The sequence below is a fragment of the Methylocystis sp. Sn-Cys genome (assembly GCF_016745395.1).
Classification (GTDB): domain Bacteria; phylum Pseudomonadota; class Alphaproteobacteria; order Rhizobiales; family Beijerinckiaceae; genus Methylocystis; species Methylocystis iwaonis.
This window is the reverse complement of the sequence record NZ_JAERVJ010000002.1, coordinates 242305-257462: the sequence shown is the minus strand read 5'-3', so window position 1 is coordinate 257462 and position 15158 is coordinate 242305. Positions and strand designations below refer to the sequence as shown.

Genomic DNA, 15158 nt, shown 5'->3' with positions numbered 1-15158 from the left:
CAATATAGCCCAAGCGCCGCCTTGCGTCCCTGCGCCAAAGGGTCCGCGCCGGCGCAGAATGTTGAGAACATGTGCGGACAACGCCGCTTCTTCTCCCCGCGTGTCGTAATGTCTCGGCGTGGATGCCCGCGACAAGCGCGGGCATGACGCGGCTGCGTAGGGTTTGTTAAACTGGATTGCGAGCCCCGATCGCGCCGGCGCCCCCTTGCTCTTGGCCTTGTAACCCCGTAAAAGCCCGCCGCGCGCGGGCGGATGACCCGCCCAATCGGAACGGGACAATGGCCAAGGAAAAATTCTCTCGCACCAAGCCGCACTGCAACATCGGGACGATCGGGCACGTCGACCACGGCAAGACGTCTTTGACGGCGGCGATCACCAAGGTTCTGGCGGAGACGGGCGGAGCGACGTTCACGGCCTACGACCAGATCGACAAGGCTCCGGAAGAGAAGGCGCGCGGCATCACCATTTCGACGGCGCACGTCGAATATGAGACGCAGAACCGCCACTACGCCCACGTCGACTGCCCCGGCCACGCCGACTATGTGAAGAACATGATCACCGGCGCGGCGCAGATGGACGGCGCCATTCTCGTGTGCTCCGCCGCCGACGGCCCGATGCCGCAGACCCGCGAGCACATCCTGCTCGCCCGCCAGGTCGGCGTGCCGGCGCTCGTCGTGTTCCTCAACAAGGTCGACATGGTCGACGATCCGGAGCTGCTCGAGCTCGTCGAACTCGAAGTCCGCGAGCTTCTCTCGAAGTACGACTTCCCCGGCGACGACATTCCGATCGTCAAGGGTTCGGCTCTGTGCGCTCTCGAGAACAAGAATCCCGAGATCGGCCATGACGCGATCCTGAAGCTGATGCAGGAAGTCGATCGCTATATCCCGCAGCCGGAGCGACCGAAGGACCAGCCCTTCCTGATGCCGGTCGAGGACGTGTTCTCGATCTCGGGCCGCGGCACGGTGGTGACGGGCCGCATCGAGCGCGGCGTGGTGAAGGTCGGCGAGGAAGTCGAGATCGTCGGCATCCGTCCGACGACCAAGACGACGGTGACCGGCGTCGAAATGTTCCGCAAGCTGCTCGATCAGGGCGAGGCGGGCGACAACGTCGGCTGCCTGCTGCGCGGCACGAAGCGCGAGGACGTCGAGCGCGGCCAGGTTCTGTGCAAGCCGGGTTCGGTGAAGCCGCACACGAAGTTCAAGGCTGAGGCGTATATCCTCACCAAGGAAGAAGGCGGCCGTCATACGCCGTTCTTCACCAACTATCGTCCGCAGTTCTACTTCCGCACGACGGACGTGACCGGCATTGTGACGCTCCCCGAGGGCGTCGAGATGGTGATGCCGGGCGACAACGTCACGATGGAAGTGGCTCTGATCGTTCCGGTCGCCATGGAAGAGAAGCTGCGCTTCGCTATCCGCGAAGGCGGCCGCACGGTCGGCGCGGGCGTGGTCGCGAGCATTATCGAATAATAGCGGATCTGGACCGCGAGCCTTCAGGCTCGCAGTCTTGGTCGAGCGAGCCTGAAGGCTCGCGGTCCAAGAACCGGGTCTGCGAGAAAAAAAGCCCCGCGGCGAGCGCCGTGGGGCTTTTTTATTGCGCCGTGTATCAGGCGGCGAGGTCTTCGCCCAGCGGGGCCCACGGCGCCTGATAATCATCGTCCTCGATGTCGCTTTGCGAAATTTCCAGCGCCGCGGCGACGGCCGAAATGCCGATTTCGCGGTAGAGCCGCGCCAGGAGATCGTGAGGATGCCCGCCGGATTGGGACGGGGCGGGTTGGGCCGATGAGATATCCGACATGGCGACTTCCTCTATACGCGAACGCTTTTACGGTTGACCGAGCGAGGAGACTGTCGCCGTTTTGATTTAAAGACTCGCTAAAGGCCCAGCGTTTCGCGACAAAAGAGCAATCGTTGCATTCGGCGATGTTTTGGTTGAAAAATGCGGCGCCCGCCCGCTGGCGAAACTCATGCGAGATTATTTGCCAATATGCGTCGAACGCTCCCGCCCGAGCCGTGGTCGCAAGCCGCTTTATGGAGTCGCGACGTCGCGCTCTTTGCGGCGACGGTGGCGCTGCTCGCGGTGCTGCTTGCGCGGCTGAGCATTGTCGCGCCCGCCTCGGCGCTCGCCGCCTTCGGCGCCGCTGTGGCGCTGGCCTTGGTGGCGCTGCTTCTGGTCGGCGCCGCGAGCGTCGTCATCTGGCGGACGGGAAGGCGCGGCGTCGGGTCGGCGGTCGGCGGCGGGATGCTGGCGCTGCTCACGCTCGCTTATCCCGCCTATCTCGCTTTCGAGGCGGTGCGGCTGCCGGTGCTGTCCGACATTTCCACCGACACCGCCAATCCGCCTTATTTCTCGCTATCGCGCGCCGCTTACGAAGCGCGCAAGGGTTTCCAGCCGAAAGGCTTGCCGGCGAAGGCGCGCGAGGCGCAGCGGCCCGCCTATCCGGACGTCGAGCCGATCGTCGTCGATCTCGACGCCGACGAGGCTTTTGCGCTGGTGCTGAAAACGGCGAAAGCCGTCGGCTGGAAGGTGGTCGATCAGCGCCCGCCGGGCGGGCGAACCGGGGAAGGGCACGCGGATTTCCTCGACAAGACGCCGATCATGGGCTTCGACGAGGACATCACGATCAGGCTCAAGCCATTGCCGGGACAGACGCGCATCGATTTGCGCTCGGCGTCGCGCTATGGACGGCACGATTTCGGCGCCAACGCCGCGCGGATCGTTTCCTTCGCCGAAGAGCTGCAGACGCAATTGGACGCGCGATAGGCCATTGGACCCCGCGCCTTCAGGCGCGCCTGTCAACAAGCGCGCCTGAAGGCGCGCGGTCCGATTTACTCGTTTTTGAACGACGACTCTGGTATGGTCCTGCTCGTTCTCCAATTAACGGGTAGGAGGCCGAGAACAGCCCATGGCCAATGAAGGCGACGGCGCGAGCGCGGTTCACAGCGTTCCCAACTTCACCCGTGAGGAAGAGCTTCACGCGCTTCGAGAGATGCTGCTGATTCGGCGCTTCGAGGAGAAGGCGGGCCAGCTTTACGGCATGGGCGTCATCGCCGGATTCTGCCATCTCTATATCGGCCAGGAGGCGGTGGTCGTCGGCGCCAAAATGGCGGCGCGTGACGGCGACCAGTTCACCACGAGCTATCGCGATCACGGCCATATGCTGGCGAGCGGCATGGACGCCAAGGGCGTCATGGCGGAGCTGGCGGGCAAAAGGGGCGGCTATTCCAAAGGGAAGGGCGGCTCCATGCATATGTTCTCGCAGGAGAAGAATTTCTTCGGCGGGCATGGCATCGTCGGCGCGCCAGCGCCGATCGGCGCGGGCGTCGCTCTCGCCAACGCCTATCGCGGCGACGGCAGAGTGTCGCTGACCTTCTTCGGCGAAGGCGCGGCCAATCAGGGCCAGGTCTATGAGGCCTTCAACATGGCGGCGCTGTGGAAGCTGCCGGCGCTGTTTATCGTCGAGAACAATCGTTACGCCATGGGCACGTCGTTGACGCGCGCCGCCGCCCAGACTGACTTCGCCATGCGCGGCGCCGCCTTCGGGATTCCGGGCCACCAGCTCGACGGCATGGATGTCCGCGCCGTGCGCGCCGCGACGGCCGAGGCGCTGGAATGGTGCCGCTCGGGGAAGGGGCCTTATCTCCTCGAAGCGCAGACCTATCGCTATCGCGGCCACTCCATGTCAGACCCCGCCAAATATCGCTCCAAGGAAGAAGTGCAGAAGATGCGCGAGGAGCATGATCCGATCGAGCAGGTGCGCCTGCGCCTGCTCGCCGATGGCGTCGCCGAGGATGAGCTCAAGAAGATCGACGCGGGCGTTCGCAAGATTGTCGCCGATGCGGCGGATTTTGCGATGAACGACAAGGAGCCGGATCCTTCCGAGCTTTATACGGACGTGCTGGCGGGAGCCTGAAGTTTTATGTGCTTGATGTTTTCCCCCTCCCTGTCCCTCCCCCGCAAGCGGGAGAGGGAACGCTCACGATCGGCAGCCTCGATGAAGGCGACAATTTACGCCCTCTCCCGCAAAGCGGGGGAGGGTTGGGGAGGGGGCTTCGCGCAATGACCATCAACGTCCTCATGCCCGCGCTCTCTCCCACGATGGAGCAGGGCAAGCTCGCCAAATGGCTGAAAAACGAAGGCGATGAAGTCAAGGCCGGCGACGTCATCGCCGAGATCGAGACCGACAAAGCAACCATGGAGGTCGAGGCGGTCGACGAGGGCGTGTTGGCGTGCATCCTCGTGCCGGGCGGCACGGAGAATGTCGCGGTCAATACGCCGATCGCGGTGATCGCCGGCGAAGGCGAGGATGCTTCCGCGGTCGAAGCGCCGCCGGCCGCCAAGGCGCCCCCGCCGCCTACCGCGCCTCAGGACGAAGCCGGCGAGGCGAATAAGGCGCGCCTGGAGGCCGCGGCGCAGGCGGCTGCGCCGCAAGCCAAGCCCGTGAGCGTCGCCGCCCCGCCGGCCGTTTCCGCCGCGCCGGAAGTGCCGGCGGGAACGACCATGATCCCCATGACCATGCGCGAAGCCTTGCGCGACGCCATGGCGGAGGAGATGCGCCGCGACCCCAACGTCTTCATCATGGGCGAGGAGGTGGCCGAATATCAGGGCGCCTATAAGGTGACGCAGGGCCTGCTGCAGGAATTCGGCCCCATGCGCGTGCGCGATACGCCGATCACCGAATATGGCTTTGCGGGCATCGGCGTCGGCGCCGCTTTCGCGGGCCTGCGGCCGATCGTCGAATTCATGACCTTCAATTTCTCGATGCAGGCCATCGACCACATCGTCAACTCGGCCGCGAAGACGCTCTATATGTCGGGCGGTCAGATCCATTGCCCGATCGTCTTCCGCGGCCCCAATGGCGCCGCCGCGCGCGTCGGCGCGCAGCATAGCCAGGACTACGCCGCCTGGTATTCGCAGGTGCCGGGGCTCATCGTCATTTCGCCCTCCAACGCCAGCGACGCCAAGGGCCTGCTGAAGGCCGCCATCCGCAACGACAATCCGGTTGTCTTCCTCGAGAATGAAATTCTTTACGGCAAGACCTCGGAAGTGCCGGCGCTGGAGGATTTCGTCCTGCCGATCGGCAAGGCGCGCATTGCGCGGCCGGGAACGGATGTGACGCTCGTCTCCTTCTCGATCGGCATGACCTACGCGCTGGGCGCCGCTGAGGCGCTGGCCAAGGACGGGATCGAGGCGGAGGTCATCGACCTGCGCACGCTACGGCCGATGGATACGCAAACGATCGTGGAGTCGGTGAAGAAGACGGGCCGCTGCGTCGCGATCGAAGAAGGCTGGCCGCAAGGCGGCGTGGCGTCTGAAATCGCCGCGCGTCTGCAAGAGGAGGCCTTCGACTATCTCGACGCGCCGATCGCGCGCGTCACCGGCAAGGACGTGCCCATGCCTTATGCGGCGAATTTGGAAAAGCTCGCGCTGCCGAGCGTGGCGGAAGTGGTGGCGGCGGCGAAGGCGGTTCTTTATCGAAGCTAGCCGCCAGGGCGTTTGAACGCCGCCCTGGCGCGCTCAACGTCTTCTCGGATGACGCAGCCCTCTGCATGATCGTTGATCAGCCCCATGGCCTGCATGAACGCATAGACTGTGGTTGGGCCAACGAACGCCCAGCCACGCTTTTTGAGATCTTTCGATAGTGCGATCGAGGCCGCTGAGGTGGAGGCGGTTTGAGGTTTGCCGAGCGTGGCGGCAGGCGGCTCGTAGCGCCAGAAATAGGCAGCTAGGGAGCCTTCCTGACGAACGATTTCCTGCGCGCGCTTGGCGTTGTTGATGACGGCGGCGATCTTTCCGCGGTGACGAACGATGCCTCGGTCGTCCAAAAGACGTTGGAGGTCATCGTCGGTGAACCGGGCAATCCTGTCAAAATCGAAACTGTAAAAGGCGCCGCGAAAATTTTCCCGCTTCGCGAGGATGGTGCGCCAGCTCAATCCGGACTGAAAACCTTCGAGACAGAGCTTTTCAAAGAGCCTGCGATCATCGTCGACGGGAAAGCCCCACTCCGTATCGTGATAGGCGAAATAATCGGGAGCGGCGGCGCACCAGCGGCAGCGCGGACGGCCATCGGGGCCGGGTACTGTCGTGCTCATCGTCACCCCAGCAGGAATGCGAGGCGCTCGTCGGCGCGGCTGGCTGCAACTTCCAGGATGTCGGGCTTCACCACATCCGCGGCGACAAACGGGTCTTCGTTCAGCCGCATCTCCAGATCAGCGCGCGATATATTGTGAACGAGGATCGCGCCGCCCGCCTGCGGCTGCAGGCTCCCGGCCAAGAGGACGACGCCGTCGTCAAATCCGCGTCGGAGCCAGGCGTTGTGGCCCTCCATGAACTGCTGCGCCAGCGCTCTTTTGTCGGAAAATCTCAGCAGCACGATAAACATTTGCAACTTCCCTCTCGACCAAGCGTTGAATGGCTTCAGGGCGCGGCGGGATGCTGCGCCTCCAGCCATGCGCAAATTTCATCGACTTCCCGGCGAATGAAGTCCTCGTCGCGAAAGGCGTTGGCGAGCGTGGCCACGCCTTGGCTACGCGCAAGCAGGCGCATGGCGAGAACGCCAGCGTCGGGTTTGCGGCCGAGCAGGACAAACTGCCGTTCCAGCCACTCGCGAAAGAGCGCGAATATCCTGTTCGCTTCGGCTTTTGCGGCGTGGTCGAGCCTGGCAAGCTCGCTGCAGAGTGCGCCAACCGGGCAGCCATAGAGCATGATCTTCGCCCGGTTCACGATTAGGATATGTATAAAGCGCCGGATGCGATCGGCAGGATCGCTGCCATCGGTGTCCCATTGCGTCAGCAACTCTTTGGTCTTGCCGAGGCGAAGAGAGATGACAGCGTCGAGGATCTCGTCCTTTGTCTTGAAGTGGTAGTAAAAATTTCCCCGCGATATTTTGACGGCTTCCGCGATGTCGGCGAAAGACGTGCGCTCATATCCTTGCTGGTAAAAGAGCCTGTCGGCGGCCTCTATAATCTGCTCGCGAGTTGTGGCGCGGCTCATAAATCGGTCTTTCTCTCGGCTCTTGTCGCTTTCGGATCAGGTAATTCCGGCGCAAAGTTGGCAGGTGAATGCGGTAGGGCAAACGTCCTAAATTAGGAGTAGGACGGTTGTCCCAGCGAGTCAAGGGCGCGAGCGACCTGCGGCTGTCCTCGCAAAAAAGCTGGGCGTTCGACACTCGATCTCCCACGCCGTGACGTTAACCGATCGCAGATATAAAATAGCCGCTGAACGGTTGGCCAAGGAACCACTCGGGGATTCACGGAAATGAATATCGCGGCGCCGAACCCCTCCCATCCTCGCGTCTTCGCTTCGCCACTGGCGCGCCGTCTCGCTAAGGAAGGGGGGCTCGATCTCTCGTCGCTGACTGGGTCCGGACCGCATGGCCGCATCATCGAGCGCGACGTAAAAAGCGCGCTGGCGGGCGGGCCTCGTAAGGCGGCCGCTGAACCTATTTCCCTCTCCGAGGCGCCCTCGCTCGAGACGACCCGCAAGTATTATGCAGCCGACTCCTATGAGGAAGTCCCACACGATTCCATGCGCAAGGCGATCGCCCGCCGTCTCACGGAGTCGATCCAGACCGTCCCGCATTTCTACCTCGACGTCGATTGCGAGATCGACGCGCTCCTGCGTCTGCGCGAGGAGTTCAACGCGGCGGCGCCCAAGCGCGCGGATGGTTCGCCGGAATGGAAGACCTCGGTCAACGATTATATCGTGAAGACGTTGGCGCTCGCTTTGCAGCGCGTGCCGGAGGCCAATGTCACCTTCACGCCCGAGGCGATGTTGAAGCACAAGGCTTCCGACATTGGCGTTGCAGTGGCCATCCCCGGCGGGCTCATCACGCCGATCATCCGAAACGCGCAAGCCAAAACCGTTCGTGAGATTTCGGACGAGGTCCGCGAGCTCGCCGGCCGCGCCCGCGAGCGGAAATTGAAGCCGCAGGAATATGAGGGCGGGGTCTCCGCCGTCTCCAACCTCGGCATGTATGGGATCAAGAATTTCTCGGCGGTGATCAACCCGCCGCAATCGACGATCCTCGCCGTCGGCAAGGGCGAGCAGCGGATGGTCGTGAAGAATGGCGCACCCACGGTCGCCACCATTATGAGCGTGACGCTGTCCTGCGACCATCGCGCGGTCGACGGGGCATTGGGCGCGGAGCTGCTGGCGGCTTTCAAAACGCTGATCGAGCAGCCGATGGGGTTGTTCGCGTGAGGCTTGCCTCCAAACTCACATGTCCCCGCTGCGGACACGCTGAGACGCTCACTATGGCCGAAAACGCCTGTGTCGTCGTCTATAATTGTCCCGCCTGCGGCGCCCGGCTTACGCCGAAAGAGGGCGACTGCTGCGTCTTTTGCTCCTATGGCGACGTTCCTTGCCCGCCAATCCAGGCGGAACAGCATTGCTGCTCCAGCCCGCGCTAAATATCGCCGTGGACGTGCGCGCCATTTATCGGCATATCCTTGTTTAGACTTTCTCTAAACACTCAAGGAGCGGCCCGTGGCGACGGAAGCAGATATTCTCGAAGCGCTGGAAAACCTCTATGCGCCTGGCGGCATATCGCTGGCGCGGGCGGTGAGCGGCATTAATCTCTCCGGCGCGAAAGCCTTCGTCTCGCTCGCCGGCGATCCCGCGAAGCCGGAGGGCTGGGAGATCGCGCGCACCAACGCTGAGAAGGCGATCAAGGCGGTGCCGGGCATCGAGGCCGCCGTCGTGACGCTCACCGCCGAGCGCGCCCCCGGCGCCGCGAAAGCTCATGACCACCATCACGGCCATTCCCACGCCGCGCCGCCGCCCCCGCAGGCGCGCAAGGGCCTCGCGCCGGCTTTGGAGAAAATCCGCTATGTCGTCGTGGTGGCCTCCGGCAAGGGCGGCGTCGGCAAATCCACGACCTCCGCCAATCTCGCGCTCGGTCTCGCGGCGCAGGGCTGGCGCGTCGGGCTCCTCGACGCCGACATTTACGGCCCCTCGGCGCCGCGCCTTTTCGGCCTGCATGACAAGCCCAAGGTCGAGAACGGCAAGCTGGTGCCGCTCGAAGCCTATGGCGTGAAGATCATGTCCATGGGCTTCCTCGTCGAGGAGAATACGCCCATGGTCTGGCGCGGGCCGATGGTGGCGCAGGCGCTGTCGCAATTGCTGGGGGAGGTGGCCTGGGGCGACCTCGACGCGCTCGTCGTCGACATGCCGCCCGGCACAGGCGACGTTCAGCTCACCATGGCGCAGCAGACGCCGATCGCCGGCGCGGTGATCGTCTCGACGCCGCAGGATCTCGCGCTGATCGACGCGCGCCGCGCCGTCGCCATGTTCCAGAAGGTCGAGGCGCCGATCCTCGGGATCATCGAGAATATGAGCTATTTCCTTTGCCCGCATTGCGGCGGCCGCTCGGAAATCTTCTCGCATGGCGGCGCGCGCCACGACGCCGAGCAGATGGGCGTGCCGTTCCTGGGCGAGGCGCCGCTCGACATGAAAATCCGCGAGACGTCGGACGCCGGCCGTCCGGTGGTCGGCGCCGAGCCTGACAGCCCGCAGGCCGCCGTCTATCTCAACCTCGCCGCAAAGGTGAAGACGCTGCTCGAAACCACCAAGCAGCGCGCCGCGCCCAATATCGTCGTGGGCTGACCACACCGTCATTGCGAGCGAAGCGAAGCAATCCAGGGCGGCGATGCGGCCCTGGATTGCTTCGTCGGCTCCGCCTCCTCGCAATGACGGCGGTTAGATCATGCAGACTTTCGTATTGCGGGCTTTTTCAGAAATGGGTCGGGATAATCGAGTTGTCGCCCGCGTCCCATTTATAGTTGTAGCCCAGCGTCAACTCCCACGCCTGCACCCAGGGCGTGATCTTCGCCGCCGCATTGACGGCGCCGAAAGGCATGCCCGGAAGCTGCGGGATCGTCTCCGGCCCGCTGATCGAGTTCTTGAAGGCGTAGACGAAGCCCAGATCGATGGACGAATTTTTGGTGAGGGCGTAATTGGCGCCCGCTGCGGCATGATGCCGGTTGAGGATCGGCGCCAGCACATTCAGCGTCACGGCGAGGGGGCGCACGGCGCCCGTGCTATAGTGATAGCCCGTCCGCAATGTGAGCGTCGGCGAATAGCGCCACTCCACGCCGACCGCCGCGGAGTCGGTATCCTTCCAGGAGAAGCCCGGCCCATTCGAATCGCCCATCGACCGGAATGTGATCGGGAATGATGGATTCCCCAGCGAAGAGACAGCCGAATAGAAGATGTGGCGCCAGTCCGCCATGACCGTCAAATTCGGCAAGAGATCATAGGCGAGGCCCGCCTGCATGCTGGCGGGAACGTCGAAACGTCCGTGATCGCCGATCAGCCCGGAGTATTTGTCGAGGCGCGACATCCACATCGGCGTCGACGCCGCAAAGCCGAAACGCAGCCTGTCGGTGATCCCCCAGGTCAGGCCTGCGCGAAGGCCCCCGCCCCAGGACCAGTCATAGGACATGTCCGACAGTTCCCAGGGGTTCGACGAATAGGGCGCAAAGACCTTGGCGCCCTGAATATTGAGCATCTGCACGGCCACGGTGGGCGCGACGCCGATGGCGATCGGACCGATGGGCGTATGGAAGCGCCGCGCATAGGAGACGCTCATGAAAGCCTGCTCCAGATCGACGCCGGCGAATCCGCCGCCGAACACGCCGCCGTTCGGGGCGCGCCGATAGGCCGAGCTATACGCCGTGTTAATACCGCCGTTCGCGTAGCTCGCGATGCTCCACGACGAATCCGCGTCGATCGGCTGCACATAACCGCCGTTGGGCACAGGGAACCAGGGACGACCGCTTTCGACGCGGCCGGGAGCGACAATGCGCGGCGCCCCTTCGGTATAGTAGCCGCGCTCGGCGTTGATGACCGTCATGCCGAGCTGGAACTGCCGCTCGAGACCCACGATTCCCGCAGGGTTGGCGGAAATCGCCATGGCGTCGCGCTGGTCGGCGGTTCCGGCGCCGGCGAGCGCCTTTTGGCGCGGGCCGTAGCCGATCATGAAATAGCCGTCGGCGGCGAAGGCGGCGGGCTCCGCGATGAGAAGCGCGGAAAAGGCGAAGGCGAGGCGGGAGACGGTCTTGTGCATGCGAGCGAGCCCAGCTTAGGCGGAAACAATCCAGCAACAAGCTAACAGAGTCGCCGATTTACTGGCAGGCAGCTCGAGCTCCAGTTACGAAATTACTAGGTAATGTTACGTATTTGCCACAGAATTAATTTGCAGGCGCAACAAGATAGCGATCAGCGCCGCCGCCGGATGACATAGCGATAATGCTCGGCGGTCTTTTCCGCGCTCACCAGTTCGTCCCCCGTCTGGCGCGCAAAGGCTTCGAAATCGGCCATCGAGCCGGAGTCGGTGGCCAGCACCTCCAAAAGCCCACCGACCGGGATTTCAGTCAAGGCTTTCTTGGTTTTCAGGATCGGCATGGGGCAGTTCAGGCCACGCGCGTCTACGGTTTTCTCGGTCATGGTCATTCGTCAGATAAAGAGGTTGATGTCGGCCTTGGCGGCCTCTTCGAGATAGGTTGCTGCGCCGCCGAAAGAGACGCCCTCGATCATGTCCTCTTTCTTGAACTCGAAGAGGTCCATGGTCATCTGGCAGGCCACGAGCTTCACGCCGCTCTCCAGCGCAATGTCGCGCAGCTCGTCGATTGTCGCGACGCCCTTCTTCTCGATCATGTTTTTCATCATCGCCGTCGCGCCGGCGGTGACGCCCGGCAGCGCGGCAAGAAGATTTGGCATGCCGAGATGCGCGCCGGCGATCGGCATTTTCATCGCCGGATTGCCGAGCGGCGAAACTTCGAGATCGAGCTCCTTCTTGAGGAGGCCGAGGCCGTAGAAGGTGAAGAAGAGCGTGACGTCCATGTCCATCGCCGCCGCGGTCGTCGCGAGAATGAAGGGCGGATAGGCCCAGTCCAGCGTGCCTTTCGAGACGATGATGGTGAGCGATTTGCGGCTCTGGGCCGTCTCTTGTGTCACGATGCGTCCGTTCCTTGGCCCCCGGCCTGCGAGGCAAAGCCCATACCAGCCGACGGGACAAAAAGGCAAACCACCCGCGAACAGCGCGTATCGGGCGCCCGTCATTCCCGGCGGGCTGAAAGCCACAAGAGCGCTGGTTTTGCTCAGAGCCCGTCATTGCGAGCGAAGCGAAGCAATCCAGGGCGGCGATGCGGCCCTGGATTGCTTCGTCGGCTCCGCCTCCTCGCAATGACGGCGGTGAGTCCTGTGTGTCCCCCCAAACGGCGCGAGCGTCGGGAATGGCGCCGAACCAATCGAGTGAATCTCGCATCAACCAATCAGCCGCCGCCACATGCCGTACCATCCGCCGGCGCTGATCGCGAGCAGCGCCGCGAGCCCGAGCGCCGTCATGTCGGGCGGGTCGAAGCGCAACAGCCCGGCGAGCGGCGGGAAGTAGAGCCCGGCGGAGACGACCGAGAGGGCCGCTGCGGCGATCGCCCAGAAAGACAGGTTCTCGCGCGCAAAGGGGGAAACGCCTTTGGGCAAAGCGTCGGACAGCGCCAGCGTCAGATTGCCGATGATCAGCGTCGCGAAGGCGAGCCCGCGCCCTTCGGGCTCGGCGACCCCGAACCCATTGGCGAAAACATAGACGCTCAACACGGCGAGGAACACCGACAGGCCCTGAGCAACGCCGAGCAGCAGATCGCGCGTCCCGAAGAGCGGCTCGCTTTGCGGGCGCGGCGGCTTCAGCATGGCGTCCCTCTCGGCGGGCTCGGCCTCGAAGGCCAGAGAGCAGGTGGGATCGATGATCAATTCCATCAGCACCACATGCGCCGGAAGCAGCATGGGCGGCAGGCCCATCAAAATGGGCGCGAGCGCGAGGCCGGCGATCGGAATGTGAATCGCGGTGACGTACGTCAGCGCCTTGCGCAGATTCGCGGAAATGCGCCGCCCCAGCGCCACGCCTGCGACGATGGAGGCGAAGCGGTCGTCGAGCAGCACGATATGGGCGGCTTCGCGCGCAACGTCCGAGCCGCGTTGGCCCATGGCGATGCCGATATGCGCGGCCGCGAGCGCCGGCCCGTCGTTCACGCCGTCGCCGGTCATCGCGACAATATGGCCATCCGCCTTGAACGCCTCGACGAGCGCCAATTTGTTGGCCGGCATCACGCGGGCGAAGACGCGCACGTCGCGGATTTTTTGAGCGACGTCACCGGGCGGAATCTGCGCGATTTCCGCGCCGGTGAGAACGCCGCCGCTGATGTCGATGCCCGCCGCTTTGGCGATGGCGAGCGCCGTCGCCGGATAATCGCCGGTGATCATCGCGACCGAGACGCCGGCGCGCCGCGCGGCGGCGACCGCCTCGGGAACGTCGTCGCGGATCGGGTCTTCGAAGGCGACGAGGCCGATAACGGCGTAAGGCGCTTCTTCGAGCCGGTCGACGACGGTCGGCGTCTCGGCGACCGCCAGCACGCGCAATCCCTCCCGCGCCATCTCCTCGATGACGCTCGCATAGCGCGCGTGCTCCGCTTCGCTCGTTCGGGCCAGCCGGAAGATCGCCTCGGGCGCGCCCTTGACGGCTTTCAGAGCGCCGCCGTCCACTCGCCAGGATTGAATGAAAGCAAGCAGCTCCGGCTTAATCGGAAAGCTTTCGATCGCCGTCCCGCCCGCGGGGATTTCCAGCCTGTCGGCCATCGCGAGCACGGCGCGATCCATCGGATCGACCGGGTTGACGCTCGACGCGCGCCGCGCCGCCTGGATCAGCCTGTGCTGCTCGGCGTCGGGCGCGTCGGGAACGGGCTCGACGCCATCGCCGGTATAGAGCCGCGCCACAGCCATACGGTTTTCAGTCAGGGTGCCCGTCTTGTCGACGCAAAGGAGGGAGGTCGAGCCCAAGGTTTCGGTGACGGATGAGCGGCGCACGAGCACATTGCGGCCGGCGAGCCGAAAGGCGCCGATAGCGAGAAAAATCGCCAGAACCATGGGGAATTCTTCCGGCAGCAGGCCGATGGCGAGGGTGATGCCGGCGATCGCCCCTTCGAACCAATCCCCATGCACGAGGCCGTAAGCGACGATCACCAGCGCGCAGAAGAGCAAAGCGAAGGCGCCGAGCCGCGCCACCAGCGCGCCGGTGCGTTTCTGCAACGGGCTCGGCTCGCCTTTGATCGCCGCAAGCGAGGCCCCGAGGCCGCCGACCGCCGTGCGCGCGCCGGTGCGCGCGACCCGCGCGACGCCGGAGCCGCGCACGATCATCGAGCCGGCGTAGAGGAAGGGCGTGTAATCGCCGCCGGGGTCCGGGAAGGCGAGCGCCGCGCCATCGCCGGCAAGCGTCTTCGTGACCGGCGCGGATTCGCCGGTGAGGATCGACTCGTCGATGACAAGCGCGTCGCCGGCAAGGACAATGGCGTCGGCGGGCGCGCGCTGTCCCTCGCCGACGAGGATTATGTCTCCGGGAACGAGATCGCGCGCGGGGATTCGCCGTTCCGCGCCGTCGCGAATGACATGCGCCGTGGGTTCTGCGAGCCGCTGCAGGGCCTGAAGGGCGCGCTCGCTACGCAGCTCCTGGAGAACGACGAGCATGATCGACGCGCCCGCCCCCGCGACCATAAAGAGCCCTTCGCCGAGATCGCCCACGAAAAGATAAAGCGTCGCCGCCGCCGCGAGCAGAAAGAACATCGGCTCTTTCAGCGTGCGTAGCGCTATTTGCAGAATGCCGACCGGCGGCGCCTCGGGCGGCGCATTGGGGCCGTATTCGGCGAGGAGCTGCGCGGCGTCCTGTGAGGAGAGCCCACAAAGAGGGGTTTTCATTTCGCTGGCTGGGCAGGATGGTCCGGCTCAACCTAGTCCGGATCGCGCTACCATTGAAGAGCATCCGGCCGAAAAAGATGGCCAGGCCCTAGCGCGCTTTCCGCTCGCATAGAATCGCGAAGCCGCGCGAACGGCCGCCGCGGTGGCCTCATGGATAAAGCGCCATCTGCCCCTACCAGCCTTTCATGACAGTACTATAACGATGATGTCTGCGCCTGCTCGTCAGGCGGGCGACGCCTTTGGGAGGATGGAAATGTTAAAGACGATCCTTTCCTTGTTTCTGCTTGTCGCGTTGTGGAGCCCGGGTTCAGCTTTCGCGCATTTCCGGTGTGATCGCCAATATGTGAGCAGATTTTGGGCGCCGTTTCCGCCTAACGTCGTCATCGCGCCGAGATGGGGATCGGCGCTGCCTT

15 protein-coding genes are annotated in these 15158 nt (G+C 64.2%); 7 read left to right on the top strand and 8 right to left on the bottom strand.

The window, feature by feature from the left end; genetic code table 11:
• The first annotated feature begins 278 nt into the window (after positions 1-278).
• On the top strand, positions 279-1469 hold the full coding sequence (tuf, locus tag JJT62_RS05985) for an elongation factor Tu (protein WP_202071278.1): 1191 nt from the start codon (positions 279-281) through the stop codon (positions 1467-1469).
• Between the two features lie 136 nt (positions 1470-1605).
• Here tuf and JJT62_RS05980 read toward each other — a convergent pair whose 3' ends face one another.
• On the bottom strand, positions 1606-1797 hold the full coding sequence (locus JJT62_RS05980; RefSeq protein WP_202071796.1) for a hypothetical protein: 192 nt from the start codon (positions 1795-1797) through the stop codon (positions 1606-1608).
• A 189-nt stretch (positions 1798-1986) separates the two neighbouring features.
• Here JJT62_RS05980 and JJT62_RS05975 point away from each other — a divergent pair, with 189 nt between their 5' ends.
• The 3 genes from JJT62_RS05975 (at position 1987) to JJT62_RS05965 (ending at position 5484) form a co-directional block, all read left to right on the top strand.
• Positions 1987-2763 carry a DUF1499 domain-containing protein gene (locus tag JJT62_RS05975; RefSeq protein ID WP_202071795.1) on the top strand — a complete coding sequence of 259 codons (777 nt, stop codon included), beginning with the start codon at positions 1987-1989 and terminating at the stop codon, positions 2761-2763.
• Positions 2764-2905: 142 nt separating this feature from the next.
• Positions 2906-3913: a pyruvate dehydrogenase (acetyl-transferring) E1 component subunit alpha gene (pdhA, locus tag JJT62_RS05970; RefSeq protein WP_202071794.1), complete on the top strand. Its 1008-nt coding sequence runs from the start codon at positions 2906-2908 to the stop codon at positions 3911-3913.
• 146 nt (positions 3914-4059) lie between these two features.
• The gene (locus JJT62_RS05965) at positions 4060-5484 is read left to right on the top strand and encodes a pyruvate dehydrogenase complex E1 component subunit beta (RefSeq protein WP_202071793.1); all 1425 of its coding nucleotides are present in this window, start codon (positions 4060-4062) and stop codon (positions 5482-5484) included.
• On the opposite strand, the gene JJT62_RS05960 is transcribed toward JJT62_RS05965, so the two are convergent.
• The 3 genes from JJT62_RS05960 to JJT62_RS05950 are packed head-to-tail and all read right to left on the bottom strand — an operon-like array spanning position 5481 to position 6993.
• Positions 5481-6092 (bottom strand): DNA-3-methyladenine glycosylase I, encoded by a 612-nt coding sequence (locus JJT62_RS05960; protein ID WP_202072028.1) that lies wholly within the window; start codon positions 6090-6092, stop codon positions 5481-5483. The genes JJT62_RS05965 and JJT62_RS05960 overlap by 4 nt on opposite strands.
• Before the next feature lie 2 nt (positions 6093-6094).
• The gene (locus JJT62_RS05955) at positions 6095-6382 is read right to left on the bottom strand and encodes a YciI family protein (RefSeq protein ID WP_202071792.1); all 288 of its coding nucleotides are present in this window, start codon (positions 6380-6382) and stop codon (positions 6095-6097) included.
• A 35-nt stretch (positions 6383-6417) separates the two neighbouring features.
• Positions 6418-6993 (bottom strand): TetR/AcrR family transcriptional regulator, encoded by a 576-nt coding sequence (locus JJT62_RS05950; RefSeq protein WP_202071791.1) that lies wholly within the window; start codon positions 6991-6993, stop codon positions 6418-6420.
• 264 nt (positions 6994-7257) lie between these two features.
• On the opposite strand from JJT62_RS05950, the gene JJT62_RS05945 reads away from it, so the two are divergent.
• The 3 genes from JJT62_RS05945 (at position 7258) to JJT62_RS05940 (ending at position 9606) form a co-directional block, all read left to right on the top strand.
• The gene (locus JJT62_RS05945) at positions 7258-8202 is read left to right on the top strand and encodes a 2-oxo acid dehydrogenase subunit E2 (protein ID WP_202071790.1); all 945 of its coding nucleotides are present in this window, start codon (positions 7258-7260) and stop codon (positions 8200-8202) included.
• Positions 8199-8411 carry a GDCCVxC domain-containing (seleno)protein gene (locus JJT62_RS19410; protein WP_370568491.1) on the top strand — a complete coding sequence of 71 codons (213 nt, stop codon included), beginning with the start codon at positions 8199-8201 and terminating at the stop codon, positions 8409-8411. Before JJT62_RS05945 ends, JJT62_RS19410 begins: the two co-directional genes overlap by 4 nt.
• Positions 8412-8487: 76 nt before the next feature.
• Positions 8488-9606 carry an Mrp/NBP35 family ATP-binding protein gene (locus JJT62_RS05940; RefSeq protein ID WP_202071789.1) on the top strand — a complete coding sequence of 373 codons (1119 nt, stop codon included), beginning with the start codon at positions 8488-8490 and terminating at the stop codon, positions 9604-9606.
• Between the two features lie 127 nt (positions 9607-9733).
• On the opposite strand, the gene JJT62_RS05935 is transcribed toward JJT62_RS05940, so the two are convergent.
• The 4 genes from JJT62_RS05935 to JJT62_RS05920 form a co-directional block, all read right to left on the bottom strand.
• Entirely contained in the window at positions 9734-11068 is a 1335-nt protein-coding gene (locus JJT62_RS05935) for an OmpP1/FadL family transporter (RefSeq protein ID WP_202071788.1), read from the bottom strand.
• Positions 11069-11220: 152 nt separating this feature from the next.
• Positions 11221-11448 (bottom strand): sulfurtransferase TusA family protein, encoded by a 228-nt coding sequence (locus JJT62_RS05930; protein ID WP_202071787.1) that lies wholly within the window; start codon positions 11446-11448, stop codon positions 11221-11223.
• Positions 11449-11457: 9 nt separating this feature from the next.
• A complete protein-coding gene (locus JJT62_RS05925) occupies positions 11458-11958 on the bottom strand; it encodes a DsrE/DsrF/DrsH-like family protein (RefSeq protein ID WP_370568490.1) in 501 nt (166 codons plus the stop codon).
• A gap of 309 nt (positions 11959-12267) precedes the next feature.
• Complete coding sequence (locus JJT62_RS05920) at positions 12268-14745, bottom strand: cation-translocating P-type ATPase (RefSeq protein ID WP_202071785.1); 2478 nt, start codon at positions 14743-14745, stop codon at positions 12268-12270.
• Between the last annotated feature and the right edge of the window lie 413 nt (positions 14746-15158).